The 26,243-nt window shown below is 71.5% G+C and carries 22 protein-coding genes; 12 read left to right on the top strand and 10 right to left on the bottom strand.

Annotated elements, in window-relative coordinates:
- Positions 1-98 precede the first annotated feature (98 nt).
- Positions 99-914: an adenosylcobinamide-GDP ribazoletransferase gene (locus CU044_RS18410; protein ID WP_240045675.1), complete on the top strand. Its 816-nt coding sequence runs from the start codon at positions 99-101 to the stop codon at positions 912-914.
- Between the two features lie 60 nt (positions 915-974).
- Here CU044_RS18410 and CU044_RS18405 read toward each other — a convergent pair whose 3' ends face one another.
- The 3 genes from CU044_RS18405 to CU044_RS18395 form a co-directional block, all read right to left on the bottom strand.
- The gene (locus CU044_RS18405; RefSeq protein WP_129769813.1) at positions 975-2,753 is read right to left on the bottom strand and encodes a phosphatidylglycerol lysyltransferase domain-containing protein; all 1,779 of its coding nucleotides are present in this window, start codon (positions 2,751-2,753) and stop codon (positions 975-977) included.
- Positions 2,754-2,828: 75 nt separating this feature from the next.
- The gene (gene cobT, locus CU044_RS18400) at positions 2,829-3,917 is read right to left on the bottom strand and encodes a nicotinate-nucleotide--dimethylbenzimidazole phosphoribosyltransferase (protein ID WP_129769812.1); all 1,089 of its coding nucleotides are present in this window, start codon (positions 3,915-3,917) and stop codon (positions 2,829-2,831) included.
- Between the two features lie 100 nt (positions 3,918-4,017).
- Positions 4,018-5,226 carry a bifunctional adenosylcobinamide kinase/adenosylcobinamide-phosphate guanylyltransferase gene (locus CU044_RS18395; protein ID WP_129769811.1) on the bottom strand — a complete coding sequence of 403 codons (1,209 nt, stop codon included), beginning with the start codon at positions 5,224-5,226 and terminating at the stop codon, positions 4,018-4,020.
- A 93-nt stretch (positions 5,227-5,319) separates the two neighbouring features.
- Between CU044_RS18395 and CU044_RS18390 the strand changes: the two genes are divergently transcribed.
- Complete coding sequence (locus CU044_RS18390) at positions 5,320-5,529, top strand: hypothetical protein (RefSeq protein WP_129769810.1); 210 nt, start codon at positions 5,320-5,322, stop codon at positions 5,527-5,529.
- A 67-nt stretch (positions 5,530-5,596) separates the two neighbouring features.
- Here the strand turns inward: CU044_RS18390 and CU044_RS18385 are convergent, their stop codons facing one another.
- The 4 genes from CU044_RS18385 to CU044_RS18370 all read right to left on the bottom strand — a co-directional run bounded on the left by CU044_RS18385 (position 5,597) and on the right by CU044_RS18370 (position 10,107).
- Entirely contained in the window at positions 5,597-6,685 is a 1,089-nt protein-coding gene (locus CU044_RS18385; protein WP_129769809.1) for a trypsin-like peptidase domain-containing protein, read from the bottom strand.
- A 165-nt stretch (positions 6,686-6,850) separates the two neighbouring features.
- Complete coding sequence (locus CU044_RS18380; protein WP_129769827.1) at positions 6,851-8,641, bottom strand: ABC transporter ATP-binding protein; 1,791 nt, start codon at positions 8,639-8,641, stop codon at positions 6,851-6,853.
- 75 nt (positions 8,642-8,716) lie between these two features.
- On the bottom strand, positions 8,717-9,439 hold the full coding sequence (locus tag CU044_RS18375; protein ID WP_129769808.1) for a class I SAM-dependent methyltransferase: 723 nt from the start codon (positions 9,437-9,439) through the stop codon (positions 8,717-8,719).
- A gap of 71 nt (positions 9,440-9,510) precedes the next feature.
- Entirely contained in the window at positions 9,511-10,107 is a 597-nt protein-coding gene (locus CU044_RS18370; protein WP_129769807.1) for a DUF3043 domain-containing protein, read from the bottom strand.
- Between the two features lie 285 nt (positions 10,108-10,392).
- On the opposite strand from CU044_RS18370, the gene CU044_RS18365 reads away from it, so the two are divergent.
- The 5 genes from CU044_RS18365 (at position 10,393) to CU044_RS18345 (ending at position 16,937) form a co-directional block, all read left to right on the top strand.
- Positions 10,393-11,160, top strand: coding sequence for a PspA/IM30 family protein (locus CU044_RS18365; protein ID WP_129769806.1), 768 nt, complete (start codon positions 10,393-10,395; stop codon positions 11,158-11,160).
- A gap of 9 nt (positions 11,161-11,169) precedes the next feature.
- Positions 11,170-11,451: a hypothetical protein gene (locus CU044_RS18360; RefSeq protein WP_129769805.1), complete on the top strand. Its 282-nt coding sequence runs from the start codon at positions 11,170-11,172 to the stop codon at positions 11,449-11,451.
- Between the two features lie 205 nt (positions 11,452-11,656).
- A complete protein-coding gene (locus tag CU044_RS18355; RefSeq protein WP_129769804.1) occupies positions 11,657-12,898 on the top strand; it encodes a sensor histidine kinase in 1,242 nt (413 codons plus the stop codon).
- Complete coding sequence (locus CU044_RS18350) at positions 12,895-13,581, top strand: response regulator transcription factor (RefSeq protein ID WP_129769803.1); 687 nt, start codon at positions 12,895-12,897, stop codon at positions 13,579-13,581. Before CU044_RS18355 ends, CU044_RS18350 begins: the two co-directional genes overlap by 4 nt.
- Positions 13,582-13,775: 194 nt before the next feature.
- Positions 13,776-16,937, top strand: a complete 3,162-nt coding sequence (locus CU044_RS18345) for an efflux RND transporter permease subunit (RefSeq protein ID WP_129769802.1) — start codon at positions 13,776-13,778, stop codon at positions 16,935-16,937.
- A gap of 143 nt (positions 16,938-17,080) precedes the next feature.
- Here the strand turns inward: CU044_RS18345 and CU044_RS18340 are convergent, their stop codons facing one another.
- On the bottom strand, positions 17,081-18,292 hold the full coding sequence (locus CU044_RS18340) for a multidrug effflux MFS transporter (protein ID WP_129769801.1): 1,212 nt from the start codon (positions 18,290-18,292) through the stop codon (positions 17,081-17,083).
- Positions 18,293-18,770: 478 nt separating this feature from the next.
- On the opposite strand from CU044_RS18340, the gene CU044_RS18335 reads away from it, so the two are divergent.
- Genes CU044_RS18335 through CU044_RS18320 form a run of 4 tightly spaced genes read left to right on the top strand, consistent with a single transcriptional unit; the run spans position 18,771 to position 21,933 of the window.
- Positions 18,771-20,354 (top strand): YwqJ-related putative deaminase, encoded by a 1,584-nt coding sequence (locus tag CU044_RS18335; RefSeq protein ID WP_193563998.1) that lies wholly within the window; start codon positions 18,771-18,773, stop codon positions 20,352-20,354.
- Between the two features lie 28 nt (positions 20,355-20,382).
- Positions 20,383-20,856 (top strand): SUKH-3 domain-containing protein, encoded by a 474-nt coding sequence (locus CU044_RS18330; protein WP_165371923.1) that lies wholly within the window; start codon positions 20,383-20,385, stop codon positions 20,854-20,856.
- On the top strand, positions 20,849-21,238 hold the full coding sequence (locus tag CU044_RS18325; RefSeq protein WP_129769798.1) for a YwqJ-related putative deaminase: 390 nt from the start codon (positions 20,849-20,851) through the stop codon (positions 21,236-21,238). Before CU044_RS18330 ends, CU044_RS18325 begins: the two co-directional genes overlap by 8 nt.
- Positions 21,235-21,933 carry an SUKH-3 domain-containing protein gene (locus tag CU044_RS18320; protein WP_240045673.1) on the top strand — a complete coding sequence of 233 codons (699 nt, stop codon included), beginning with the start codon at positions 21,235-21,237 and terminating at the stop codon, positions 21,931-21,933. The genes CU044_RS18325 and CU044_RS18320 overlap by 4 nt, the downstream gene beginning before the upstream one ends.
- A 503-nt stretch (positions 21,934-22,436) precedes the next feature.
- On the opposite strand, the gene nadA is transcribed toward CU044_RS18320, so the two are convergent.
- Positions 22,437-23,624, bottom strand: a complete 1,188-nt coding sequence (gene nadA, locus CU044_RS18315) for a quinolinate synthase NadA (RefSeq protein WP_129769797.1) — start codon at positions 23,622-23,624, stop codon at positions 22,437-22,439.
- Positions 23,625-23,937: 313 nt separating this feature from the next.
- On the opposite strand from nadA, the gene CU044_RS18310 reads away from it, so the two are divergent.
- Entirely contained in the window at positions 23,938-24,294 is a 357-nt protein-coding gene (locus CU044_RS18310) for an iron-sulfur cluster assembly accessory protein (RefSeq protein ID WP_030355429.1), read from the top strand.
- 162 nt (positions 24,295-24,456) lie between these two features.
- Here the strand turns inward: CU044_RS18310 and CU044_RS18305 are convergent, their stop codons facing one another.
- Positions 24,457-25,989 (bottom strand): hypothetical protein, encoded by a 1,533-nt coding sequence (locus CU044_RS18305; RefSeq protein ID WP_129769796.1) that lies wholly within the window; start codon positions 25,987-25,989, stop codon positions 24,457-24,459.
- Positions 25,990-26,243 lie beyond the last annotated feature (254 nt).

Below are 26,243 nucleotides of genomic sequence, written 5' to 3'. Positions count from 1 at the left end.
GGGCGGCTTTCCCACCTTTGCGGCCCGCCGGAGTGTGCGTCTGTCTGTCCTCCGGGCCGACGACGCCCCTTCGGACGTACTCGTCGTAGTCTCGCGCGATGACCTCCATGGACGGCGAAGGCGCGGACGCCGCACGCTCCCCGGTGGCCGACGGCATACGGTTCGCCTTCGGCACCCTCACCGTGCTCCCGGTCCGGCTGACGCGCTGGGACCGCGGCGCCGCCCGCGGCGGAATGCTGACCGCGCCTGCCGCCGGGCTGGTCGTGGGCGCGGGCGCGGCGGGCGCCGGCGCGCTGCTGCTCCTCGCGGGCGCGCCGCCGCCGCTCGCGGCGGTGGCGGCGGTGGCCGTACCCGCCGTCCTCACCCGCGCGCTCCATCTCGACGGTCTCGCCGACACCGCGGACGGTCTCGGCAGCGGCAAGCCCGCCGAGGACGCGCTGCGGATCATGAAGCGGTCGGACATCGGCCCGTTCGGGGTGGTCACGCTGGTGCTGGTGCTGCTCGGGCAGGTCGCGGCGGTGGCCGGTCTGTACGCGGGGAGCGCGGCCCGCGGCGCGGTGGCGGTGGTCGTCGCCGGGGTGACGGCGCGGCTCGCGCTCACCCTGGCCTGCCGTACGGGGGTGCCGCCGGCCCGGCCCGACGGTCTGGGCGCGGCGGTGGCGGGGGTGGTGCCCGTACGGTCCGCCGCGGTCGCCGCGTTGCTGGTCACGGCGGCCTGCGGGGCGGCGGGCGCGCTGCTCGGTCCCGCCGATGCCGTGCGGCACGCGCTGGCGGCCGTGGCCGGGCTGGTCGCCGCGCAGCTGCTGCTGCGGCACTGCGTACGGCGCTTCGGCGGGGTCACCGGCGATGTCTTCGGCGCCCTGGCGGAGACGGCCGCGACCGTGGCGCTGGTCGTGCTGACGCTGGGCTGGTGACACCCGCCGGCCGGGGGCGCGACGGCGAGAGCGACGTCCGGCAGGACCGTGCCGGCCCGCTCAGCGACGCGTCCCCAGCCTCCTGCGGTGCAGCCACCCCGGCAGACCCGGCGCCTCCAGGAAGCCCTCGGCGCGGCCCGCCGCGATCCCGATGCGCAGCAGATCCGCGCTCTTCTCGAAGAGCATGAAGCGCGGCTCCCAGATCGGCCGGTACTTGGCGTTGGCGCGGTACAGCGACTCGATCTGCCACCAGCGCGAGAAGAAGCTGAGCAGCGAGCGCCACAGCCGGAGCACGGGACCCGCGCCCAGCTTCGCGCCCCGCTCGAAGACCGACCGGAACATCGCGAAGTTCAGCGAGACCTGCGTGATCCCGATCTCCCCCGCGCGCCGGAGGAGTTCGATGACCATGAACTCCATCAGTCCGTTCTCGCTGTCCCGGTCACGGCGCATCAGGTCGAGCGAGAGCCCCTTGGGCCCCCAGGGCACAAAGCTCAGCACCGCCCTCAGTTCGCCCTTCCCGTCATGGCATTCGAGCATCACGCACCGGCCGTCGCCCGGATCGCCCAGCCGTCCGAGCGCCATCGAGAAGCCGCGCTCGGTCGCGCCGTCGCGCCAGTCGTCGGCGCGGCGCAGCAGCTCGGCCATCTCATCGGCCGGGATGTCCTCGTGGCGCCTGACCGTGACGCGGTAGCCGGCCCGCGCGACCCGGTTGTACGCCTGGCGCACGGTCCGCATCGCCCGCCCCTCCAGGGTGAAGTCGGCGGTCTCGACCAGCGCCTCGTCGCCCAGTTCCAGCGCGTCCAGACCGTGCCGGGCGTAGATCGTCCCGGCCTCCTCGCTCGCGCCCATCACGGCGGGCAGCCAGCCGTGCTCCCGCGCCTCGGCCAGCCACGGTTCGATCGCGCCCGGCCATGCCTCCGGATCACCGATCGGATCGCCTGAGGCCAGCGACACCCCGCCCACCACGCGATAGGTGATGGCGGCCTTGCGGGTCGGGGACCACATCACGCTCTTCTCGCGGCGCAGCGCGAAGTAGCCGAGCGAGTCGCGCTCCCCGTACCTGTCGAGGAGCACCCGCAGCCCCGCCTCGTCGTCCTCGGTGATCGGGTCGACGGCACGGCGCGAGCGGAAGGCCGCGTACAGCACGGCGAGCAGCAGCAGCGTGGACAGGACGTTGATGGTCACATTGACCCAGCCGGGCGTGACGATCCCCGGGAAACGGGAGTCGTCGGCCATCAGCGAGACGAGCCGGGCCGTGCCGTAGCGCCAGCGCTCCGTGAACGACGAGGTCCCCGCGGCGGTGTTGGTGACGGTGACGAGCAGCGCGGCCAGCAGCGAGGCGGCCAGCAGCCCGCCGACCGCCACGGCCGCCGCCAGCCGCGGGTTGGAGCGGTCGCCCTTCGCGTAGAACTCCCGCCGCCCCAGCAGCAGCGCGCAGACGAAGACACCGGTCAGCCCCAGCGAGATCCAGTTCTGCGGATAGCGCCTGATCTCCGGAAAGACCATCACGAACGAGAACAGCAGCAGGAAGGACCCGGCGAGAACGACATTGAGAATCCAGGCGGCACGCTTGCGGCGGCGCATGGTGATCGCGAGGAAGAGCGTGAAGACACCGGACGCGAAGCCCGCGGTGAGCAGATACGGGGTGAAGTAGTCGTCGACGTTGTGCCGACGCAGATCCTGTCCGAGCGAGACCCACACGGCGCTCAGGAAGTTGACGAAGGTGACGGCGCGCAGATACCAGACCGCGAACGCCGCGCCGCGCCGCGAACGTTCGGTGGCCCGGCTCGCCCCGGCAGCCCGGCCCAATGGATGGACGGCCATGCGGACTTCTCCCATAAAACACGATCATATGGGGCATCGTGCTTCATGCAGACTGATACGGCCGCCCGTGGTGGCGACCGCACCGTCGCCTCACTCGGTGACGTACTCCGCGGAGTTCTCCACCGGCTCCGCCCCGGCCCGCTCCGGCAGCTCCGCCGCGAGAGCGGCCGCGGCCCGGACGAGCGGGAGCGCCAGCAGCGCCCCGGTTCCTTCCCCCACCGTGACGCCCTGGTCCAGCAGCGGGTTGAGGGCCATCCTGTCCAGCGCCTTCGCCTGCGCGGGCTCCCCGCTCAACTGCCCCGCTAGCCACCAGTCGGGAGCGCGGAACGCCGCCCGCTGGCCGACCAGCGCACAGGCCGCCGAGACCACACCGTCCAGGATCACCGGCATCCGCCGCACGGCGCTCTGCAACAGGAACCCGGTCATCGCCGCCAGATCCGCGCCCCCGACCGTCGCCAGCAGCTCCAGCTGATCCCCCAGCACCGGCCGCGCCCGGCGCAGCGCGTCCCGCACCGCCGCGCACTTGCGCATCCACGCCAGATCATCGATCCCGGCGCCGCCGCGCCCGGTCACCACGGACGCGTCCGTACCGCACAGCGCGGCGATCAAGGTGGCCGCGGGCGTCGTGCCGCCGACGCTCAGATCGCCCAGGACCACCAGATCGGTGCCCGAGTCCGCCTCCTCGTCCGCGATCGCCATGCCGAGCCGCACGGCACGCTCGGCCTCCTCGACGGTCAGCGCGTCCTCGATGTCGATCCGCCCGCTGCCCCGCCGCACGCGGTGCCGTACGACCTCGTCGGGCAGCAGCGCCGGATCGCAGTCGAGCCCGGCGTCCACGATCCGCACCGGCACCTCCGCCAGCCGGGCCAGCACGGCGACGGGGCTCTCGCCCTCCAGCACCGCGCGCACCAGCGCCTCCGCGCTGCCGGCGGGCCGTCCCGAGACATCGAGCGCGGCGACGCCGTGATCGCCCGCGAACAGCACGACGCGGGGCTGCCGGACGGCCTTGACCGGTACGGATCCCTGCGCGGCGGAGAGCCACTCACCGAGCTCGTCCAGGCGCCCCAGCGCCCCGCTCGGCACGGCCAGCCGCTCACGCCGTTCCTCGGCGTCCCGTCGCGTACCGCTGTCGGGACGCTCGATCAGATCGGAGAAGTCATCGAGATTAAGCGAGCTCATTCGCCGACAGTATCGTCAGGCGGGGAGCGGTCTTTCCCTGGCCGGGACCACCGGGCCGCCCCCGCCGCCCCGCACAAGGCCCCACCCGCCCCGCACAGGCTCAGCGCAGCGTCACCGCCTGGCCCGCCACCACCAGCAGCACATGCTCACACTCCCCCGCCACCCCCGCGTTCAGCCTCCCCAGCTCGTCCCGGAACCGCCTCCCCGACACCGTCGCCGGCACCACCCCCGCCCCCACCTCGTTCGTCACCGCCACCACCGTGCGCCGCGCCCCCCGTACCGCCGCCACCAGCGCCCCCGTCCGCTCCCGCAGCGCCTTCTCGCCCCCCGCCGCCCACGCCGCGTCGTCCCACGCGTTCACCCGGTCCATCGCGTCCGTCAGCCACAGCGACAGGCAGTCGATGAGCAGCGGCGGCCCCTCCGCCGCGAGCAGCGGTACGAGGTCGCAGGTCTCCTCCGTGCGCCAGGACCCCGGCCTGCGGTCACGGTGCGCGCGGACGCGGGCGTCCCACTCCGGGTCGCCCTGGCGACCGCCGCCGGTCGCCACGTACAGCACCCCGGGGAACGCCGCGAGCCGCCGCTCCGCCTCCCAGGACTTGCCCGAGCGCGCCCCGCCCGTCACCAGCGTGCGCCGTGGTACCTCGGGCACGGGGTGGTACGCGCCGACCGTCAGCGTCGTCCCGTCGGGCACGGCCCGCGCGCCCGCCGCCGCCAGCCGCCGGTCCAGTTCCGGGCCGGGCGGCACATCGTGGTCGAGGTGGACGGCGACGACGTCGGTGTCGGGCCCGATGGCGCCGGCCGCCCGCAGCCGCGCCACCGCGTCGGGGCGCCCCACCACGTCGGCTGCGACCATGTCGTACGGGGCCACGGCCCGGCCGTTCTCGGGCGGCAGACCCGCGGGCGCCCCGCCGGGCGGCAGGTACAGCAGCCGCTCGCCGCCGGACGCCGTCACCTCGTACCCCGTACCCGGCGCGTCCATCGGCACCGCCCGCACCCGGTGTCCGCCGAGCAGCGTCAGCACCCGGCCGTCCGCCACCCGGCCCGCCGTCGGCAGTCCGGCGGGCAGTTCCACCGCGGGACCGTCGTGCGGATGGCTGAGCAGGACCTGCCGTACGCCCGCGAGAGAGTGCCCGGCGCGGGCCGCGGCGAGCGCGGCCCCCGGGGTGAGGTCGAGCAGCAGAACGCCGTCCACCAGCAGGGCGGTCGCGGCGCGGGCGCGCTCGCCGCGGGCGGTCGCGCAGGCGGCGCAGGTGCAGTGGGGGCGGGGGAGTCCCGCGGGGGCTCCCGTGCCGAGCAGAGTCAGTTCCACGGGGTTGATCCTCCCGTGTCACCGCTCACGGTGCGCGCCCGGCTACGCTGCGGGCAGGAAATCGATCAGTTCCGCGGGACCCGGGAGGCGCACATGGCGTGGACGTGGCGGTTCGAGAAGGCCGACGGGACGGAGGTCCCGCCGGCTGTGGAGCCGGAGGAGTTCACGACGCAGGGGGATGCCGAGTCGTGGGTCGGCGAGGCGTGGAAGGAGCTCCTCGACGGGGGCGCGGACCAGGTCACGCTGTTCGAGGACGGTGCCAAGATCTACGGTCCGATGAGCCTGCGGGCCGACGGGAGCTGACCGTACGCGTCCGGGCGCCCGCGGACCGCTCCGCGGGCGCCCGTCACTGTGTCCCGGCGCCCCTCCGCTACATCTCGCCGAGCGTCACCTCCGCGGTCTTCGCCGCGCCGCCGCGCGTGAAGGTCACCTTGATCTTCTGTCCCGGCTTGTCCGAGGCGAGTTCCTCGGACAGCGAGGTGATCGTCGTGACCGGGGTGCCGTCGATCCTGGTGATGATGTCCCCGGGCTCGATCCCGGCCTTGGCCGCGGCGCCGCCCCTCGGGGCCGTGACGACCGCGACGCCGGCCGGCTGGAAGTCGGAGCCGAGTACGGTACGGCCGCTGATGCCCAGCGCCGCCCGGCCCGAGTCGATGACCCGGCCGTTCTTGATGATCTGGTCGGCGACCGTCTTCACCATCGACGCCGGGATCGCGAAGCCGATGCCGGGCGCGGCGCTGTTGCCCAGCTGCTGATCGGTCGCGGCCAGCGTCGGGATGCCGATCACCTCGCTGTTCAGATTGACCAGCGCGCCCCCGCTGTTGCCCGGGTTGATGGCGGCCGACGTCTGCACCATGTTGGCGATGGTGGCGCCCGTACCGCCGCCCGACGAGGCCTCGCTGACGGTCCGTCCGACCGCCGAGACGATGCCCTGGGTGACGCTGCCCGACAGCCCCAGCGGCGACCCCATGGCCAGCACGATCTGCCCGACCGCGACCGCGGAGGTGTCACCGAACTTGGCGGCCTTCAGCCCGGCCGGGACCTTGTCGAGCTTGATGACGGCCAGATCCTGCTGGGGGAAGCTGGAGACGAGTCTGGCCCGCAGGAGCCGCTCGCTGTTGGCCACGGTGACGGAGAAGGCCCGCTGTTTGCCGACGACATGGGCGTTGGTGACGATGTGGCCCTTTCCGTCGTAGGCGACGCCCGACCCCAGATTGTCCCCGGCCTGGATCTGGACGACCGAGGGCAGCACATTCCTGATCGCCGTCTCGTAGGCGGTCTGCAGATCGTTGCCGGCGCGCCGCATGGCCGCCGCCTGGGTCGTGGTGTCGGGGTTCGACATGCGGGAGCCCGGGGTGGCGGCGCCGGCGCAGCCACCGGCCAGCGCCGCCGCACAGATCGCGGCGGTCAGAGGCAGCAGCGGCCGGCGGGCGCGACGGCGGCGAAGGGAAGCATCCATGCCCGGAGTATCCCGTTTGTCCTATTGGTGTGGCCTGCGGTACACCGCCGATCAGGGCCCTGGCCGTACCGGGCCCCGGCCGTACCGGGCCCCGGCCGATCAGAGGTCACCACCGGTCATGCGCCACCGCCGCCGGGGACACCGCGGGCTCACGGTGACACGGGGTCAGCGCGCCGCCGCCAGGAACTGGGTGGCGGCCAGCTCCCCGTACAGCGGATCGTTCGCCACCAGTTCGTCGTGCGTGCCCACCGCCCGCACCTTGCCCGCGTCCATCACCACGATCCGGTCCGCGAGCGTCACCGTCGACAGCCGGTGCGCCACCACCAGCACCGTCACCTCCCGGGCCGCCTCCGCCACCGCGTCCCGCAGCGCCAGCTCGTTGACCGCGTCCAGCTGGGACGTCGCCTCGTCCAGGAGCAGCAGCCGGGGTCCGCGCAGCAGCGCCCGCGCGATCGCCACGCGCTGGCGCTCGCCGCCCGACAGCTTGGAGCCGCGGTGGCCGACGAGCGTCTCCAGCCCGTCCGGCAGCCGCTCCACGAGCTCGTTCAGCCTGGCCCGTACGAGCACCTCCCGGATCCGTTCGTCGGTGGCGTCGGGGGCGGCGAAGACCAGATTCTCGCGCAGCGTCCCGGCCAGCACCGGCGCGTCCTGCTCGACATAGCCGATCGTGGCGCGCAGTTCGGGGAGCGCCCAGTCGCGTACGTCCCTGCCGTCGACCAGGACCCGGCCGCCGGTGGCCTCGTAGAACCGTTCGATCAGTCCGAAGACCGTCGTCTTGCCGGCGCCCGAGGGGCCGACGAAGGCCGTCATCCCGGGGCCGGGGATCTCGAAGGAGACGCCGTGATGGACGTACGGAAGCTCCTCGCGGTACCGGAAGGTGACGTCCTCGAAGGCCACGGTGGCCGGACGTGCGCCGGGCCGCCCGGCCGTCCCCGTCCCGACGGCCGCCGGTTCCAGGACCTCCGTCTCCAGCCGCTCCGCCTCCGCGATCCTGGCGACGGCCGCCGATCCCACCTGGTACTGCGTCACCGCCTGCACCAGCTTCGACACCGGATCCATCAGATAGAAGAGGAACAGCAGAAACGCGATCAGCGTCGAGATGGAGATGGCCCCCGAGGCCACCCGCGCCCCGCCGATCCCCAGCACCGCCAGGAACGACACCTGTACGGCCAGTCCGACCGAGGTCCCGGCCAGCGACTGCCACTTCGCGGCCCGCACGCCGTGCCGCCACGCCTCCTGGGCCGCCGCCTCCACCACGGCGGCCTCGCGCTCCTCCGCGCCCGACGCCTTGACCGTACGGAACGCGCCGAAGGCCCGCTCCAGCACGGTGGATATGTGGCCGACCGCCTCCTGCGACCGTCGCGTGGCCCGCGAGATCCTGGGCATGACCAGCGCCACGGCGGAGCCGATCACCACGATCACGCCCAGCGTCACCCCGAGCAGCACCATGTCCATCACGCCCATCAGCGCGATGGTCGCCAGGAACGCGAGTCCGCCGGTGCCCGCCGAGACGATCGACTGGGTCGTCACCGCGCGCAGCAGCGTGGTGTCGGAGGTGACCCGGGACATCAGATCGCCCGGCTGGGTCCGCTCCACCTCGGGCAGCCGCAGCCGCAGCAGCCGTCCGATCAGGGTGCGGCGGGCCGCGAGGACGACTGACTCCGCGGTCCGCTCCAGGAGGTACGAGGCGAGCGCCTCGATCGCCGTACCGAACACCACCAGCCCGGTGAGCACCAGCAGAATGCCGGTGATCGAACCGTCCTCACCGAGCCGTTCGACCAGGGCCTTCGTGGCGAGCGGCTGGGCCAGGCCGCTCGCCGCGCCGATCAGTGCCAGGAACGCGCCGAGCGCGACGATCCGGCGATGCGGCCGGAAGTGCCGGTACAGGGCCCGCCAGGTCTCCCCGGCGGAGAGCCGGGCCGTCTTGGGTGCGCCGGCTCCGCCGCCGCTCTCTATGCTGCTCACGACCGTGAGGACGCGTCCGGGGGCCCGTCACCTGAGCGACTCCCCGGCCCGGTCATCTTCCGTCTCTCAGCCGCGCACGCCGCACAGATGCAGCAGCCCGGCGACCCTGCGGTACGGCTCGGTGCGCCCCGCCCGGTCCTCCAGGGCCAGCAGCCGTTCGAGTTCCTCCCCGGCGGACGGCTCCGCGTCCCCGGCCGCGCCGTCCGTGAAGACGCGTACGCCGTACCAGGCGTGCAGCGGCGCGGCGATCCCCGCCAGCGTGGCGGTGAGCGCTCCCAGCCGGTCCGCGCGTACGAGCAGCCCCAGCCGGTTGACGCAGGTGTCCGTGTCGAAGGAGTCCAGCGCTCCCGCCCAGTCCCCGGCCAGGCCTGGCCGCAGGGCCAGGGTGTCCCCGTTGCGTACGAGCAGCGACAGCAGGCCGCCAGGCGCCAGCATTCTGGCCAGCCCCGCGAGCAGCGCGTCCCGCTCGTCGGTGTACATCAGCACGCCATGGCAGAGGACCACGTCGAAGCTGCCCGGCAGGAAGTGCACCCCGGTCTCCAGGCCGTCGCCCTCGATCAGCCTGACCCGCTCGCGTATGCCCGCGGGCTCCTCGGCCAGCGCCGCGCGCGCCGTGGTGAGGTGCGCGGCGTCCGACTCCAGCCCGGTGACCGTGTGTCCGGCGCGCGCCAGGCGCAGGGCCTGCGTGCCCTGCCCCATGCCGACGTCCAGCACGCGCAGCCGCTGTCCCACCGGGAAGCGGCCGGCGATCTGCTCGTCGAGCTGGCGCGCGACGAGTTCCCGCCGGATGACATGGCGCAGCGCGCCGTGGCCGGCCGACCGCTCGGCCGAGCCTTCCGCGCAGCCGGAGACGTCCGTGCTCAGGGCCGCTCTCCGCGCTTGACCTGCGGCTTCGGCAGCCGCAGTCGGCGCATCTGGAGCGTACGCATCAGGCCGTAGGCCACCGCGCCACGCTTCGGGGTGTCCGGGAAGCGCTCGGCGAGCTGCTTCTTGAGCCGGAACCAGAGCCCGATCGAGTCGATGACGATCAGCACGATCACGCCGAGCCAGAGCAGCAGCGCGATGTTCTGGAGGGCGCCGACCCTGACCATGCTCAGGACGAGGATCACCACCGCGAGCGGCAGGAAGAACTCGGCCATGCAGAAGCGTGAGTCGACGAAGTCGCGGACGAAGCGGCGTACCGGCCCCTTGTCACGGGCGGGCAGATAGCGCTCGTCACCACTCGCCAGCGCCTCGCGCTGCTTCGCCAGATCCGCGCGGCGTGCCTCGCGCTGGCGCTTCATGGCCGTCTTGCGGTCGGTCGGCGTCGTGGAGGCGCGACGTCGCTGCGTCTGCGCCTCACTGCGCTTGGGGGTCGGGCGGCCCTTGGGGGCCTGCGGGTCGCGGGGCTGCGTGGAGAGGCCCGGTGTCACCTGGGTGGCGGGGGCCTTCTCTTCCTTGGAACGGCTTCGGAACACAAAACCCAAGGGTACGGGGTGTCGTGGTTGGACCCCACCCCCGTGGGGAACGATCCCGCAACAGCGAGCGTCTGTATGTGGACAGAGGGGGACTTTGTCTCCCCTGTCCCCGACTTCCGTCTACTCCCTGCGCCTGACTGGGGCGCGGAGCAGTCGTCCTTGGGGAGGAGCGCATCCGCGCTCGAACAGTGCGGTAATAGAGGCAGGGCCCGTACTGTGGGTTCTGTTGGAGTGCTGGAGCTGTAGTCCGTCAGAAGGGGGCGCGCGAAGCCCATGAGCGGTGTCATGAAGCGTATGGGGATGATCTTCCGCGCGAAAGCCAACAAGGCCCTTGACCGGGCCGAGGATCCGCGCGAGACCCTCGACTACTCGTACCAGAAGCAGCTGGAGCTGCTGCAGAAGGTACGCCGCGGGGTCGCCGATGTGGCGACGTCGCGCAAGCGGCTGGAGTTGCAGCTGAACCAGCTGCAGGGCCAGTCGTCGAAGCTGGAGGACCAGGGCCGCAAGGCGCTGGCGCTCGGCCGGGAGGACCTGGCGCGTGAGGCGCTCTCCCGCCGTGCCTCGCTCCAGCAGCAGGTCACCGACCTGGAGACGCAGCACCAGACGCTGCAGGGCGAGGAGGAGAAGCTCACGCTCGCCGCGCAGCGCCTCCAGGCCAAGGTCGACGCCTTCCGTACGAAGAAGGAGACCATCAAGGCCACCTACACCGCGGCACAGGCGCAGACCCGGATCGGAGAGGCCTTCTCGGGCATCTCCGAGGAGATGGGTGACGTCGGCATGGCGATCCAGCGCGCGGAGGACAAGACCGCGCAGCTACAGGCGCGGGCCGGCGCGATCGACGAGCTGCTGGCCTCCGGCGCCCTGGACGACCAGTCCGGGATGGCGAAGGACGACATCGCCGCCGAGCTGGACCGCATCTCCGGCGGTACGGACGTCGAGCTGGAGCTCCAGCGCATGAAGGCGGAGCTCGCGGGCGGCTCGGCCCCGAAGCAGGCGATCGAGGGCGGCACCCAGGACGCCCCGCCGACCTCGAACAAATTCGACAAGCAGTAGGGATTCGTCATGATCGTACGGATCATGGGGGAGGGCCAGGTGAAGCTGGCGGACAGCCACTTCACCGAACTCGACACGCTGGACGACGAGCTGCTGGCCGAGATCAGGAACGGCGACGAGGACGGCTTCCGCCGTACGTTCCACGCCCTCCTGGACAAGGTGCGCGAACTCGGCGAGCCGCTGCCCGTCGACTCCCTGGAGCCGTCCGAACTGATCCTTCCCGCTCCTGGCGCGACCCTGGAAGAGGTCCGCGAGATGCTGAACGACGATGGCCTGATCCCCTCGGCCTGACCGGCTTCTCCCGCACTCCAGCACCCCCGCGTGCCCCGTGTCCCCGGCTCTGACCGGCGGCGCGGGGCACGCGTGCGTACGTCACGGGCACGTCTGTAGGGCGGTGCGCGACACGCGTGCGTACGGCCCGTGTCCGGGGTGCGGCGCCGACGCGCGTGAGTACCGCCGCCCGTACCCCGTACCGTTGCAGCGTGACCCCTTCCGGATGCCCGACGTGACCTCCCTCGGAACCCCGCTCGTCCGTGCGCGGAGCTGGGTGCGCGCGCATCCGCTCGCGTCCGACGGCGTGCTGGCGGCGGCCGTCCTCGTCGGCATGGTGCTCGGATCGTTCGCCGAGAAGCACGCCGGCCCCGGCGGCCCCACCTTCGGTACCCGCACGCCGGAGCCGCTCACCGTCCTGCTCATGGTGCTCGGCGCGGGGGCGCTCGTCTTCCGGCGCCGCGCGCCCATGCCCGTCCTGCTGTGCACCGGCGGGCTGACCCTCGTCGACATCCTCGCGGGGCATCCGCCCACCCCCGTGGTGTTCAGCGCCGTCATCGCGCTCTACACCGTCGGCGCCCACACCGACCGGCCCACCACCTGGCGCGTCGGCCTCGTGACCATGGCCGTCCTCACCGCCGTCGCGATGCTGCTCAGTCCCGACCCCTGGTACGCGCAGCAGAATCTGTCGATATTCGCCTGGACCGGCATGGCGAGCGCCGCGGGAGACGCCGTACGCAGCCGCCGTGGCTTCATCGACGCCATGCGCGAACGCGCGGAACGCGCCGAACGCACCCGTGAGGAGGAGGCGGGCCGCCGGGTCGCCGAGGAGCGGCTGCGCATCGCCCGCGATCTGCACGATGTGGTCGCCCACCACATCGCCCTGGTCAATGTGCAGGCCGGCGTCGCCTCGCACGTCATGGACAAGCGCCCCGACCAGGCCAAGGAGGCCCTCGCCCACGTACGGGAGGCAAGCCGCTCCGCGCTCAACGAACTGCGCGCCACCGTCGGGCTGCTGCGCCAGTCCGGCGACCCGGCGGCCCCCACGGAACCGGCCCCCGGCCTCGCCCACATCGACGGGCTCCTCGACACCTTCCGCAACGCGGGCCTGCCCGTGGAGTTCGCGGCGAACGGGGCCGGCGCCCCGGAAAGCCCCCTCCCCGCCGCCGTCGACCTCGCCGCGTACCGGATCATCCAGGAGGCCCTGACGAACGTGCGCAAGCACGCCGGGCAGGCGGCGAAAGCCGAGGTCAGCGTCGTACGCGTGGGCGCCACCATCGAGATCACCGTGCTGGACGACGGGCGGGGCACGGGCGAGCCCGCGGACGGCGGCGGCCACGGCCTCATCGGCATGCGCGAGCGTGTCAACGCCCTCGGCGGCGCCCTCACCGCGGGGCCCCGCTACGGCGGCGGCTTCCGCACCCAGGCGATACTGCCGGTCATGAACCGCACGGGGGAGAACGTATGACGATCCGGGTCCTGCTGGCCGACGACCAGACGCTGCTGCGCAGCGCGTTCCGGGTCCTGGTGGACTCCGAGCCGGACATGGAGGTCGTCGCGGAGGCCGCCGACGGCGCGCAGGCCGTGGCCCTCGCCCGCTCCACCCGGCCCGATGTCGTCCTGATGGACATCAGGATGCCCGGCACGGACGGTCTCGCCGCGACCCGCATGATCAGCGCGGAACCGGAACTCGCCGCCGTGCATGTCGTCATGCTGACCACCTTCGAGGTCGACGAGTACGTGGTGCAGTCGCTGCGCGCCGGGGCCTCCGGCTTCCTCGGCAAGGGCGCGGAGCCGGAGGAGCTGCTCAACGCCATCCGGATCGCGGCGGCGGGCGAGGCGCTGCTGTCGCCCGTCGCGACGAAGGGCCTGATCGCCACCTTCCTCGCACAGGGCGCGGGTGCGGGCGAGGGCGCGGACCCGGCGGTCAGTCCTGAGCGGCTGGACGCGCTCACGGTGCGCGAGCGCGAGGTGCTGGTGCTGGTCGCGGGCGGCCACTCCAATGACGAGATCGCGGAGCGTCTTCAGGTCAGTCCGCTGACGGTCAAGACCCATGTGAACCGCGCGATGGCCAAACTAGGGGCTCGCGACAGGGCCCAATTGGTGGTAATCGCCTACGAATCGGGCCTGGTACGCCCAAGGGTGGAGTAGCACACCTCTCGCGTGTACTCCAAGCGCGGTACAGGCCGGATAAGGAACTCGACCTGCGGTCTACACATCGGCCCCCGCCGATGGCCGATCGTATAGAGGGGCCGTCGTGCCCATCCGCGGAGGCGCCGCAGCGCCCCTCCGCGGCCGAGCCGCCGTGTCCACCTGCCGCGCACACCACAGAAGAGAGACACCCAATGTCCTGGCTGTCAAGATTCAGCCTCGCGCAACGGGCCCTGATAGGGCTGATGTCGATCATCGCGATCGTCTTCGGAGCCATCGCGATACCGCAGCTCAAGCAGCAGCTCCTGCCCTCCATCGAACTCCCCATGGTGTCGGTGATCGCCCCGTACCAGGGTGCCTCCCCCGATGTGGTCGAGAAGCAGGTCGTCGAACCGCTCGAGAACTCCATCAAGACGGTCGACGGCATCAGCGGCATCACCTCCACGGCCAGCGAGGGCAGCGCCGTCGTCATGGCCAGCTTCGACTTCGGCGACGCGGGCACCAAGCAGCTCGTCGCGGACGTCCAGCAGGCCGTCAACCGCGTGCGCTCCCAGCTCCCCGCCGACGTCGACCCGCAGGTCGTGGCCGGCTCGACGGACGACCTCCCGACCGTCGTCCTCGCCGTCACCTCCGACAAGGACCAGCAGGCGCTCGCCGATCAGCTGGACCGTACGGTCGTCCCCGCCCTGGAGGACATCTCGGGCGTCGCGCAGGTCACCGTCGACGGTGTCCGCGACCTCCAGGTCGCCGTCACCCCCGACGACAAGAAGCTCGCCGCCGCGGGCCTCAACACCATGGCGCTCTCCGAGGCGCTGAAGGCCGGCGGTGCCACCTTCCCCGCCGGTTCGTTCTCCGAGGACGGCAAGAGCCGTACGGTCCAGGTCGGCGGCGGGTTCACCTCGCTGAAGGAGATCGAGGACCTGCGGGTACTGCCCCAGGCTGCCGCGGGCGGCGCGGGCGGTTCCGCCGACGCTCCCTCCCCGGTACGCCTCGGTGACATCGCCACCGTCGAGCAGAAGCCGGCCGCCGCGACCTCGCTGACCCGGACGGACGGCAAGCCCAGCCTCGCCGTCTCGGCCACCATGGACAAGGACGGCAGCGCCGTCGCCGTCTCGGACGCCGTCAAGGACAAGCTGCCCGACCTCCGCAAGGACCTCGGCTCCGGCTCCACCCTCACCGTCGTCAGCGACCAGGGCCCGGCCGTCTCCAAGTCGATCTCCGGACTGACCACCGAGGGCGCGCTCGGTCTCGTCTTCGCCGTGATCGTGATCCTGGTCTTCCTGGCCTCGCTCCGCTCCACCATCGTCACCGCCGTCTCCATCCCGCTCTCCATCGTCCTGGCGCTGATCGTGCTGTGGACGCGTGACCTCTCCCTCAACGTGCTCACCCTCGGCGCGCTGACCATCGCGATCGGCCGCGTCGTCGACGACTCGATCGTCGTCCTGGAGAACATCAAGCGGCACCTGGCCTACGGCGAGGAGCGCGAGGCCGCCATCCTCACCGCCGTCAAGGAAGTCGCGGGAGCGGTCACCGCCTCCACGCTCACCACCGTCGCGGTGTTCCTGCCGATCGGTCTGACCGGCGGCATGGTCGGCGAGCTGTTCGGCTCGTTCTCGCTGACGGTGACGGCGGCGCTGCTCGCGTCCCTGCTCGTCTCGCTGACCGTCGTACCGGTGCTCTCGTACTGGTTCCTGCGCGCGCCGAAGGCCGCCGTCGGGGTCAGCCCCGAGGAGGCCCGCCGCCTGGCCGAGGAGAAGGAGGACCGCAGCAGGCTCCAGCGGCTGTACGTACCGGTGCTGCGCTTCGCGACCCGCCGCCGCATCACCAGCGTGGTCATCGCGATCGTCGTCCTGCTCGGTACGTTCGGCATGGCGCCGCTGCTCAAGACCAACTTCTTCGACCAGGGCGACCAGGAAGTCCTCTCCATCAAGCAGGAGCTGGCCCCGGGCACCAGCCTGGAGTCGGCCGACGCCTCCGCGAAGAAGGTCGAGAAGGTCCTCTCCGGCATCGAGGAGATCAAGGACTACCAGGTCACCGTCGGCTCCTCCGGCTTCATGGCGGCCTTCGGCGGCGGTACGGGCGCCAACCAGGCGTCGTACCAGGTGACCCTGAAGGACTCCGCGACCTACGAGAAGACTCAGGACCGCATCGAGAAGGAGCTGGCCGGGGTCGACGGCATCGGCGAGACGACGATCGGCGCGGGCGGCGGCTTCGGCAGCCAGGACCTGAGCGTCGTCGTCAAGGCGTCCGAGGCGGACACCCTCCGCAAGGCCGCGGACCAGGTCCAGGCCGCCGTCGCGAAGCTCGACGACGTCACCGACGTACAGAGCGACCTGTCACAGTCCGTCCCGCGCATCTCGGTCAAGGCCAACTCCAAGGCCGCCGCGGCCGGGTTCAACGACACCACGCTCGGTCTCGCGGTCTCGCAGGCGGTACGCGGCACCACCTCGGGCAAGGCGGTCCTGGACGACACCGAGCGGGATGTCGTCGTCACGTCGGCCAAGCCGGCCAAGACGATCTCCGAGCTGAAGAACCTGCCCCTGGGCCCGGTGAAGCTCGGTCAGATCGCGGACGTGAAGCTGGTCCCCGGTCCGGTCTCGATGACCCGCATCGACGGCTCGCGGGCCGCGACGATCACGGCACGGCCGATCGGTGACAACACCGGCGCGGTCAGCGTCTCGCTCCAGTCGGAGATCGACGCCCTGGATCTTCCCGAGGGCGCGACCGCGACCATCGGCGGTGTCTCGCAGGACCAGGACGACGCCTTCGGACAGCTGGCTCTCGCCATGCTGGCGGCCATCGCGATCGTCTTCATGGTCCTGGTCGCGACCTTCCGCTCGCTGATCCAGCCGCTGATCCTGCTGGTGTCCGTCCCCTTCGCGGCCACCGGCGCGATCGGCCTGCTGATCCTGACCGGTACGGCGATGGGCGTCCCGGCGATGATCGGCATGCTGATGCTCATCGGCATCGTGGTGACCAACGCGATCGTGCTGATCGACCTGATCAACCAGTACCGGTCGCAGGGTCTGGGCGTGGTCGAAGCCATCATCGAGGGCGGCCGTCACCGGCTCCGCCCGATCCTGATGACGGCGCTGGCGACGATCTTCGCGCTGCTCCCGATGGCACTGGGAGTCACCGGTGAGGGCGGCTTCATCGGGCAGCCGCTGGCGGTCGTGGTGATCGGCGGCCTGCTGTCGTCGACGCTGCTGACGCTGCTGCTGGTGCCGACGCTGTACGCGATGGTGGAGCTGCGGAAGGAACGCCGCGCGAAGAAGAAGGCGGCGAAGCGGCACGCCAAGCGGAACGACACCCCGGCCCCGGAGTCGCAGCGCGAACCGGAACCGGCGAACGTCTGAGGTTCCGACGCACTGAGGTACTGAGGTACTGAGGTACCGACCGGGGGATGCCCCGGGGTGGCCGCGAGGACCGGGCCGCCCCGGGGCATCGCTGTGTGCGGGTGCGGATGCGCGTACGGGCGTGGGCCGATGGCTCGTCGGGGCTACCCCGCGGCCGGGACCCGCGCTCCCGCCCGCCCCGCCCATCCCGCCGCCGTCACCGCCCCCACGCCGCACGCCGTCATCACCGTGAACAGCGGCACCGCCGTCTCCGCCCCGCCGAGCCCCGCCAGCGGCGCCACCACCGCCCCCAGCGCGCTCTGCGCCGTACCGAGCAGCGCCGAGCCCGTGCCCGCCGCGGCCGGGACCCGGGCGAGCGCCAGGGACGTCGCGTTCGTGAGGACCAGGCCCAGGCCGCCGCACACCACCGCCATCGGGACCAGACAGCCGGCCACCGACAGTCCCCCCGCCACGGCGGCGGCGAGCAGCGACACGGTGCCGGCGAGCACGGTGCGCACCCCCGTACGCAACAGCCACTCCGGGCCGATCCGGCCCGCCGACCGCGCGCTCACCGCCCCGGCCAGCGCGGTGCACACGGCGCCGCCCGCGAACGTCACGGACGAGACGCCGACGCCCAGCCCCAGTACGTTCTGGAGCAGGAACGGCGACCCGGCGATATAGCAGAAGAGCGTCCCGAAGGCGAAGGCGTACGCGAGGGTGTAGCCGGCGTACGGGAGGTCGCCCGCGACCTCCCGTGCCGTACGGAACAGCTCCCCGCCGCTGCCCGTCCGCCGCCGCGACGGCGGCAGGCTTTCCGGTACGGCGACCACCACGGCCGCCGTGACCAGCAGCGCGACCCCGGCGAGCAGCCAGAACACGCCGCGCCAGCCGGCCGCCCCGAGCACGGCGCCGCCCGCGAGCGGCGCGAGCACCGGCGCTGTCCCGGACAGGGTCATCAGGATCCCGAACAGCCGCGCCGCCGCGGCTCCTTGGGCGACATCCGTGACGACCGCCCGCCCGATCACGACCCCCGCGGCCCCGCTGAACCCGGCCACGAAGCGCAGCACGACCAGCCGGCCGAGCCCCGGCGCGACCGCGCACAACGCGGTGGCCACGGCACACACGGCCGCCCCCGCGAGCAGCGGCCCCCGTCGCCCGTACCGGTCCGAGAGCGGCCCGAAGACGAGATGGCCGGCCGTCATCCCGGCCAGGAACGAGGTCAGCGTCACCTGCACCCCGGACGCGTCGGTCCCCAGCTCCGCGGTCATCCGGGGAAAGGCAGGCAGATACATGTCCGTCGACAACGGACCGACGAAACAGAGCAGTACGAGCGCGACGGTGAGCCGGGAGCGGGGGCGGCGGTGTGATCGGGGCATGGGGCGGCAACCTCTTCGTCCGGTGCGGAGGAGACGGTGAATCGACCGGGAACACAAGGGGATTGCTGGAGCGCAACGGCACAAGAGAACACGCCACGGCTCCGGGAACCGCCCTCGGGCGGAGTACGGCGCGACGGCCGTGCTCGAAACGCCTGGGCGGTTGACGAACGTAGGAGACGGTAGACGACACCGGGGACGCCCCGCAATCAAGCGGAACGCCCCTGACCACGGCGGGGACCACGCCGGACAGGCATTGCAGCGGCGCCGGCAACCATCTGGCGCGTCGCCGCGTCGCCGCGTCGCAGCAGCGACCGGGAACCGTCTCGGCCGATGTCACCGGTGCGTGGCATTCTATGGATCTTGCTGACGGGATTGGGGGGATGGGCCAGTGGGCTACACGATTCCCGAGGGTGTCGACACGATGCTGGATGTTGTGGGAGTGGGGTGGCCCAATGTCGACGAGGACGCGTACCGCGACATGGCCGACGCGCTCCGGGAGTTCGCGGACGACGCGGAGGACGATGGGGCTGCCGCGAACCAGTACATCCAGAAGCTGCTCTCGACCGGGCGGAGCGAGTCGCTGACCGCACTGGACGAGCACTGGTCCAAGGTGCAGGGGAAGCACAAGGACCTCGCGAAGGCATCGCGGATCATCGCGGGCGCGCTCGACAGGGTCGCGGACATCATCGTCGCTCGGAAGATAGCCGCCGTCGGTGAACTCGCCGATCTGTGCGCCACGGTGGGCGTCACACTCGCTTTCGCGCCCGTCACGGCCGGCCTGTCGACTCTGTTGGCCGGAGCGAAGATAGCCGCCACACGGATCGCCTTCAAGCGCATCCTCAAGGAGATGGCGGAGGCAGCCGTCGCGGAGATCGTCGCGACGCTCACCCAGCCAGCGGTGGCCGCGATCGAGAACGTCGTCGCGGACCTGGCGATCCAGACGGCACTGAACGTCACGGGTGTGCGGGACGGCTACCGCACCGACCAGACCGTCAAAGCCGGCGTGGAGGGACTGAGGCTCAACTCGGCAGACGGCCCGACCGGCCCGGTCCCTGGCGGCGACCTGGAGATCGACCATGACGCGCACGGCAGTACTGGCATGCACCTGGCCAATGTCCAGATCTCCATGCAGGGCAAGACGAAAGCCAAGATCGGTAAAGCCAAAGGAGCTCACGGCCGGGCGAGAGGCAAGGACTCTCTCACGGCCGCCCTCGACACCACCATCGACGGTGTCACCGAAAAACTAGACAAAGCACTCGACGATCTCGGAGACCACGTCGGCAAGAAGCTCCCGGACGCCATCAAGGGCGGGTCCAAGGCTCACCGCGACGCCGACGCCGATGTCCGTGACCAGGTCGGTAAGGGTGGCAAGGGTGACGGTGACGACTTGGGCAAGGGCGGGAGCGGAGACGGCGGACATGGCGGCGGGGGAAGCTCCGGCAGCGGGAGTGGAGGCGGCAGGCCCCTTCAGCCTCCGCCCGGCTGGCACGGCAGGAGTGCAGGCCGCATGCGGCATCACCGCGGGGACGCACTGGACGTCAGCGGACTGGATCAGCAGCAGCGCCTTCGGCTCCTGGAACACGAAGCCCGCGATCTCGCGGACGCCGCTCGCGATGCCCGGGGGCAGCAGCCGGAGGGCAAGGACAGGCTTCAGCAGGGATGCTCCGGCGCGTTGGTCCATGGCGACGTCCTGACTTCGCACAGCAGCTCGCAGGGCCGGCACGGGCAGAAGACGCCTGACACGCATCCCGTATTGCGGTCCGTCTACGACGAGCTCGCAGCGCGGGCCGACCGCGGCGAACTCGTCCTCGGGCGCGGGCACGGAAAGTGCGCCGAAGTATCCTTGATCTCCGACCGATTGCATGATCTCGACGACAAACACGGCAGCATCACCACGATCGAGGACGCCCGCCGCGCCATGTCGGGGAGCAAGATCTACACGGTGGCCATCGGCGACCAACAGGACGGCGACGGCAATGTGGCCAAGCATGGTTCGTATTTACCGCCCTGCCGGAGCTGCGGCCCCGCATTGGAAGCTCTGGGGATCGGCTTGCACAGTTGAGCACTGTTTCCGGCAGAGAGGAACAACGATGAAATCACCGCCCCCCCAGGAGAAGCTGGACGAGTGGCTGCGGGCCAACGGCTGGTACCCGGGACGCGAGAACGCGGACGAGGCCGGGCGTCTCATCGCCATTCGCGTCAACAACTCCAAGGACCAGGGTTTCCCACTGCGACCGTGGGACGAGGTCTTCCGATTCGTCTCGTCCTTCGTCGGGCTGGAGTTCCCCGTTCCCTTGGCACCCGAGAGGAAGTTCCGGGCAGACCCCACATTCGGTTATGACGGGGACGCGGAGTTGATCGTCGAACTCGCGGAGAATCTCGGGCAGCGGCTCTTCCCCGTCGGCTGGGAAACGTCCGAGAACGGGATCGTTTTGCTGGACGAGACCGGGCGTTACTTCTATCTGCACCACACTGGGGCCTATTTCCTCGGGAAGAATGAGTCCCAGGCCCTCTCCAGCCTGATGACCGGCGACCAGGAAGATGCGGAGGACTACTATGCCTGACCTGATTCCGGGAGTGGCGGCCTCCTTGCTCGTTCAGGAAAAGATCGTCAGTCACACCAGTCTGGCCGGGGAAGACCTGCCTCGTCTGCACCCCGCCGTGCAGGACTTCTTCGACGCGCTGCCCGTCGGACAGCGTGAGCCGTTCATCGGCTACTGCGCCGAATCCGCGCTGATCTCCGACCAGATGTGGGCCCTGGACCAGCAGCGGGCCGACCGCGGAACGACGAGCCTTCGCGAGGCGCGAGCCCACTTCGAGGGGGCGGCCCTCGTCGCGAAGAAGATCCGCGACCACGGGGACCCGGAGCACGGCACTCCTGCCGCTGTCTGCCGCTCCTGCTCGGCGCTGTTGGGCGAGCTCGGCATCGACGTCATCGGCGCATGAGCGGGGACGGTGATGCGCTGACCGCCGCCGGCTGGTTTCCCGGCCGGGATGTCAGGGACGCCGCCATGTCCGCCGCACTGGAGACCGCGGCGGTCGCCGTGCCGGTCGCCGGAGGTTCCCCATGGACGCTGTTTCCCGCTGCCATGCGGGCATTGCGGGAGTTCCACGGACTGAACCTCCGTCCTGCCGGTGCGGGCAGGGACGTCGCCGCCTCGGGCTGCTACCTGGAGCCCTGCGAGGCACGGCACGCATTCCGGGCCTTCGAAGCGCTCGGTGAGATAGTCGGTCTACGCCTCTTCCCTCTCGGCCGAACGGACAGCCACGGACTTCTTGGCGTGGACGAGTTGGGGCGCCTCTTCTGTCTTGACCATGGTGGCCGCTGGCTGCTCGGTGACACCGTGCGGGAGGGCCTCGGCGCGCTGACGGAGGGGTGCGCTCCGCACCGGATCGCGCCTCGGCGATGGGCGTGGGCGGCGCCGCATGCGTACGAGGAGCCCCTGGGCAACGCGGTCCGCACCGCGCTGGTGGCGGTGTACGTCCTGCACCACAGGAAGGTATTCAGTGCCCGTGAGCTACGCCTGACGATCACGACGCTGCGTGGCATTGGCAGGAGACCTTGGACCGTCTCATCGCCCTGCCTCGTGGCTCCCTTCAGGACAGCGCCGTGCCGCTCGTGGCGCGGATGCGTGCGCTGATGGCAGCGGAGGGGGTCGTCCCCCAGGGAGCCGAGCTCAAGATCACTGTGGCCGCGCCGGAGGGAACGCGATTCCCGCGGGCTTCCGTGAGCTGTGCGGTGCGCGTGGGGCACTCGGCCACCGCGCCCGCCGAAGCGGAGCTTTCGCTTTCGGCGGGCGCCGGTGCGGTGGTCGGCCGTCCATGGGCGGCCGTCCGCGGGTGCGTGGAGGACCTGGCCCGTTACGGCCGTGCCCAGGGGTGGAGCGACCAGGTGCCCGTTTTCCCTGCCTCGACGGGTCCGCCGTTCTGACGTGGAACCCTGATCATGCGACGCCGAGTCCCCGACCGGTCGGCACCGGTCGGCACCGGTCGGCACCGGTCGGGGACTCACCCGCGCTGACGTGGGCGTCGCGTCGGGCCGGGCAACGGCCCCGCTGATGACGGGCACGGTCCGGAGCGCCGCACGGCGGCAGACCGTGCCCGGACCGTCGCCCCGCCCCGTAGGGCCCGTGCCCCGGCGCGGCTACGGCAGGGCCAGCATCCGTTCCAGCGCCAGCTGTGCGAAGTCCGCCGTCTCCTTGTCGACCTGGATGCGGTTGACCTCGTTGCCCTCGGCCAGTGACTCCAGCGTCCACACCAGGTGCGGCAGATCGATCCGGTTCATCGTCGAGCAGAAGCAGACCGTGCGATCGAGGAACACGATCTCCTTGTCCTCGGCGGCGAAACGGTTCGCCAGCCGCTGTACGAGATTCAGCTCCGTGCCGATCGCCCACTTCGAGCCCGCCGGGGCCGCCTCCAGCGCCTTGATGATGTACTCCGTCGAGCCGACGTAGTCCGCCGCCGCCACGACCTCGTGCTTGCACTCGGGGTGCACCAGCACGTTCACGCCCGGGATCCGCTCCCGTACGTCGCGGACGGAGTCCAGCGAGAAGCGTCCGTGCACCGAGCAGTGGCCGCGCCACAGGATCATCTTCGCGTCGCGCAGCTCCTGTTCCGTGAGGCCGCCGTTCGGCTTGTGCGGGTTGTACAGGACGCAGTCCTCCAGCGACATCCCCAGATCCCGCACCGCGGTGTTGCGCCCCAGGTGCTGGTCGGGCAGGAAGAGCACCTTGTCGCCCTGCTCGAACGCCCAGTTCAGGGCCCGCTCGGCGTTGGAGGACGTACAGATCGTGCCGCCGTGCTTGCCGGTGAAGGCCTTGATGTCGGCCGAGGAGTTCATGTACGAGACGGGGACGACCCGCTCGGCTATGCCGGCCTCGGTCAGTACGTCCCAGCACTCCGCGACCTGCTCGGCGGTGGCCATGTCCGCCATCGAGCAGCCCGCGGCCAGGTCGGGCAGGACGACCTTCTGATCGTCGCCGGTCAGAATGTCCGCGGACTCCGCCATGAAGTGCACGCCGCAGAAGACGATGTACTCGGCGTCGGGCCGCGCCGCCGCGTCCCTGGCCAGCTTGAAGGAGTCGCCGGTGACATCCGCGAACTGGATGACCTCGTCACGCTGGTAGTGGTGGCCGAGGACGAAGACCTTGTCCCCGAGCTTCTCCTTCGCCGCGCGGGCGCGCTCCACCAGGTCCGGGTCGGACGGGGAGGGCAGGTCGCCCGGACACTCCACGCCACGCTCGCTGCGCGGGTCGGCCTCGCGGCCGAGCAGCAGCAGGGCGAGGGGCGTCGGCTGGACGGCGAGATCCTGACGGGGTTGGGCGGTGGTCACGTCACGCACCCTTTCTTCTCTGCAGACGAGCCTTTTCGTCTAATTGACGCTATCTATCATAACTGGTTCACGTCACTTTGACGATGGCGATAGTGTCGATGTGACGCATTCCCCGGGCGGAGCCCTGCCGGAGCCCTGCCCGAGGCCTTGCCGAAGTCACGACGCGGCCCCCGAGGAACGCCCGCTGCCGCTTCGCGGGCCGGTGTGCGAGCATGAAGAAGGGAAAACGACACGCGCCAGGGCCCGGAATGAATCCGCGGCCGAGCCGGTTGCACTGTCGGCAAGCAGTCCGTACAACCCGGGAGAGAAGCAGATGTCCGTATCGGACGAGACCACCACCGTGAGCGACGGCATCCTCCTGTCCGACGCCGCCGCGGGCAAGGTCAAGGCCCTGCTGGACCAGGAAGGCCGGGACGACCTCGCACTGCGCGTCGCCGTACAGCCCGGTGGCTGCTCCGGCCTCCGCTACCAGCTGTTCTTCGACGAGCGCTCGCTCGACGGCGATGTCGTCAAGGACTTCGGCGGCGTCAAGGTCGTCACCGACCGGATGAGCGCCCCGTACCTGGGCGGCGCCTCCATCGACTTCGTCGACACCATCGAGAAGCAGGGCTTCACGATCGACAACCCGAACGCGACGGGCTCTTGCGCCTGCGGGGACTCCTTCAGCTAGACCGCTCGGACCAGCTAGACCGCTGGGACAGCGCGCGAACGAGAGGCGGCGCCCCCGGAATCCACCGGGGCCGCCGCCTCTCGTTCGCGCGCGTCAGATGTCGGATGTCGGGCGTCGGATGTCAGGGCCGCGTCCCAGGACCGCGGTCTCAGGACCGCGCTCTCACGACTTCAGCGGCAGTGGGTCGCCCGTCGTCGCCTCCACCACCCGCCGGTCGCCCAGCGGCGTGTCCAGCGTCACCTTCGCCGTCTGGGCCTTGGCCATCGCCACACAGACCTTCCCCGGCTCCGGACTCGACTCGGTCAGCCTCACCTTCACCGCCGTGCCGCTCTCGTCCGCCGACGCCGTGTACGTGCCGCACACACCGCCCCAGAAGTGCAGTGCCAGCGTCCGCCCCTCGGCGCTGTACGAGGTGACCTGCTCGCCCGGCGACTTCCCGCCCGGCGACTCCTCGCCCGGCCGTGCCTCCGGCCGCTCGGGCGCCGGCTTCGTCCTCGGCTTCGCCAGGAACTCCGGCGCGACCGCGGTCTGGGTGACCGTGTACGGCATGGCGTCCCCGCCCGGTACCACCTCGAACAGCCAGGACGGTACGAGAGCCCCGCGCCCCTCCACGGACAGCATCGCCAGCCCGAAGACCGCCTTCTCGACCACCATCGGCTCAGCCTCGGGGGCGTTCCCCGGCGTGCACGGAGCCGACGGCTTCTCGCCCGCCGAGGGCTTCCCGCCCTCCGGCGACGTCCCGCCCTCCAGCGGCGCCGGGGTCGCGCAGCCGCCGATGCGGCCACGGCCGGTGCTGTCGCCCGACGCGTTCAGCAGCTTCAGCGCCTCGTCCGCGCCGATCACCGGATACGCGTCGCTCTGCTCGGGCGCCTTCAACCGGCCCGTACCGCCGGTCACTTGCCCGTCGGCGCCCACCTGGATCCCGGTGGACCAGCCATAGGTGGGCAGCCCGCCGACCACCGGGTCCGCGTTCACCACCCGGATCGCGCCCATCAGCTGGCGGGCGTCCAGCGCGGCCTTCTCCTGGCCCAGCGCCTTCAGCACCGGAGCCGCCGCCCGCTTCGCCGCCGCCTCGCTCACGGCGTCACCCCCGGCCGCGTCCCCGGGGCCGCCGCCTGTGCTCGGGCAGCTCTTTCCCTTGAGACAGTTGTCACTGCCCGAAGGGCCGTACCGGTCGAACGTCCAGGTGCCCGGCGCCTGCTTGGCGACACGGAGCAGCGGACCCGAACCGTCCTTCTCCGTACCGACCTTCCAGACCGTCCTGTCCGAGCGCGGCGTGCCCGGCACGCCCAGCGCCTCCGCCAGCCGGGCCACGTCCGCCGACGCGACCTCTCCGCTCGTACGGTGGACATGGGCCGTCGCGGGGCCGTCGGGCAGCGAGCCCTTCGCGCGGTAGGTGACCCCGCTCGGATCCGGCTCGCCCGGCGCGATGCCGGGTGGTTCGGAGGGGCCGGTCCGGGATCCGGATCCCGGACCGGACGCGTTCGCCGCGTTGTCGAGGGCCAGCGGCGGCGGCCCGCCGCTCCCCGCCGTACCGTCGCCGGAGGCGCTCGTGGCGAAGTACGCGCCACCGCCCCCGGCGATCAGTACCGCCGCCGCCACCGTGGTGACGGCGAGCGGGGAACGCCGCCGGCGTGGGCGTTCGGCGTCGCCGCCGCCTGCTGTGCTCTCCTGAGGCCGCTTCGTGCTGGTCACCGCTGCGCTCCTTCGACTCTGGATCGTTCCCGGGTCGTTCCCTGCCGCCGGTGGGACGGAGCGGGGGAGCGCGCGGTTCCACGGAGTACGCCGACCGGGTGCCCGGGACCGGCCGTCCGGTCCGGTGCAACCGCACCGTACGACCGCCCGGTTCGTGAAGAAAGCTCCACTATCGGGTATTTCGTGAGCTTAGGAGGGTCGCCGTCGACCCGATAGCGTGAACTGTCAACCGTTCTCCTCATCAGGAGCGTTCA

It is taken from the genome of Streptomyces sp. L-9-10 (genome assembly GCF_004151105.1).
Classification (GTDB): domain Bacteria; phylum Actinomycetota; class Actinomycetes; order Streptomycetales; family Streptomycetaceae; genus Streptomyces.
The sequence above is the reverse complement of the archived record's forward strand: the minus strand, read 5'-3'. Positions and strand labels throughout refer to the sequence as shown.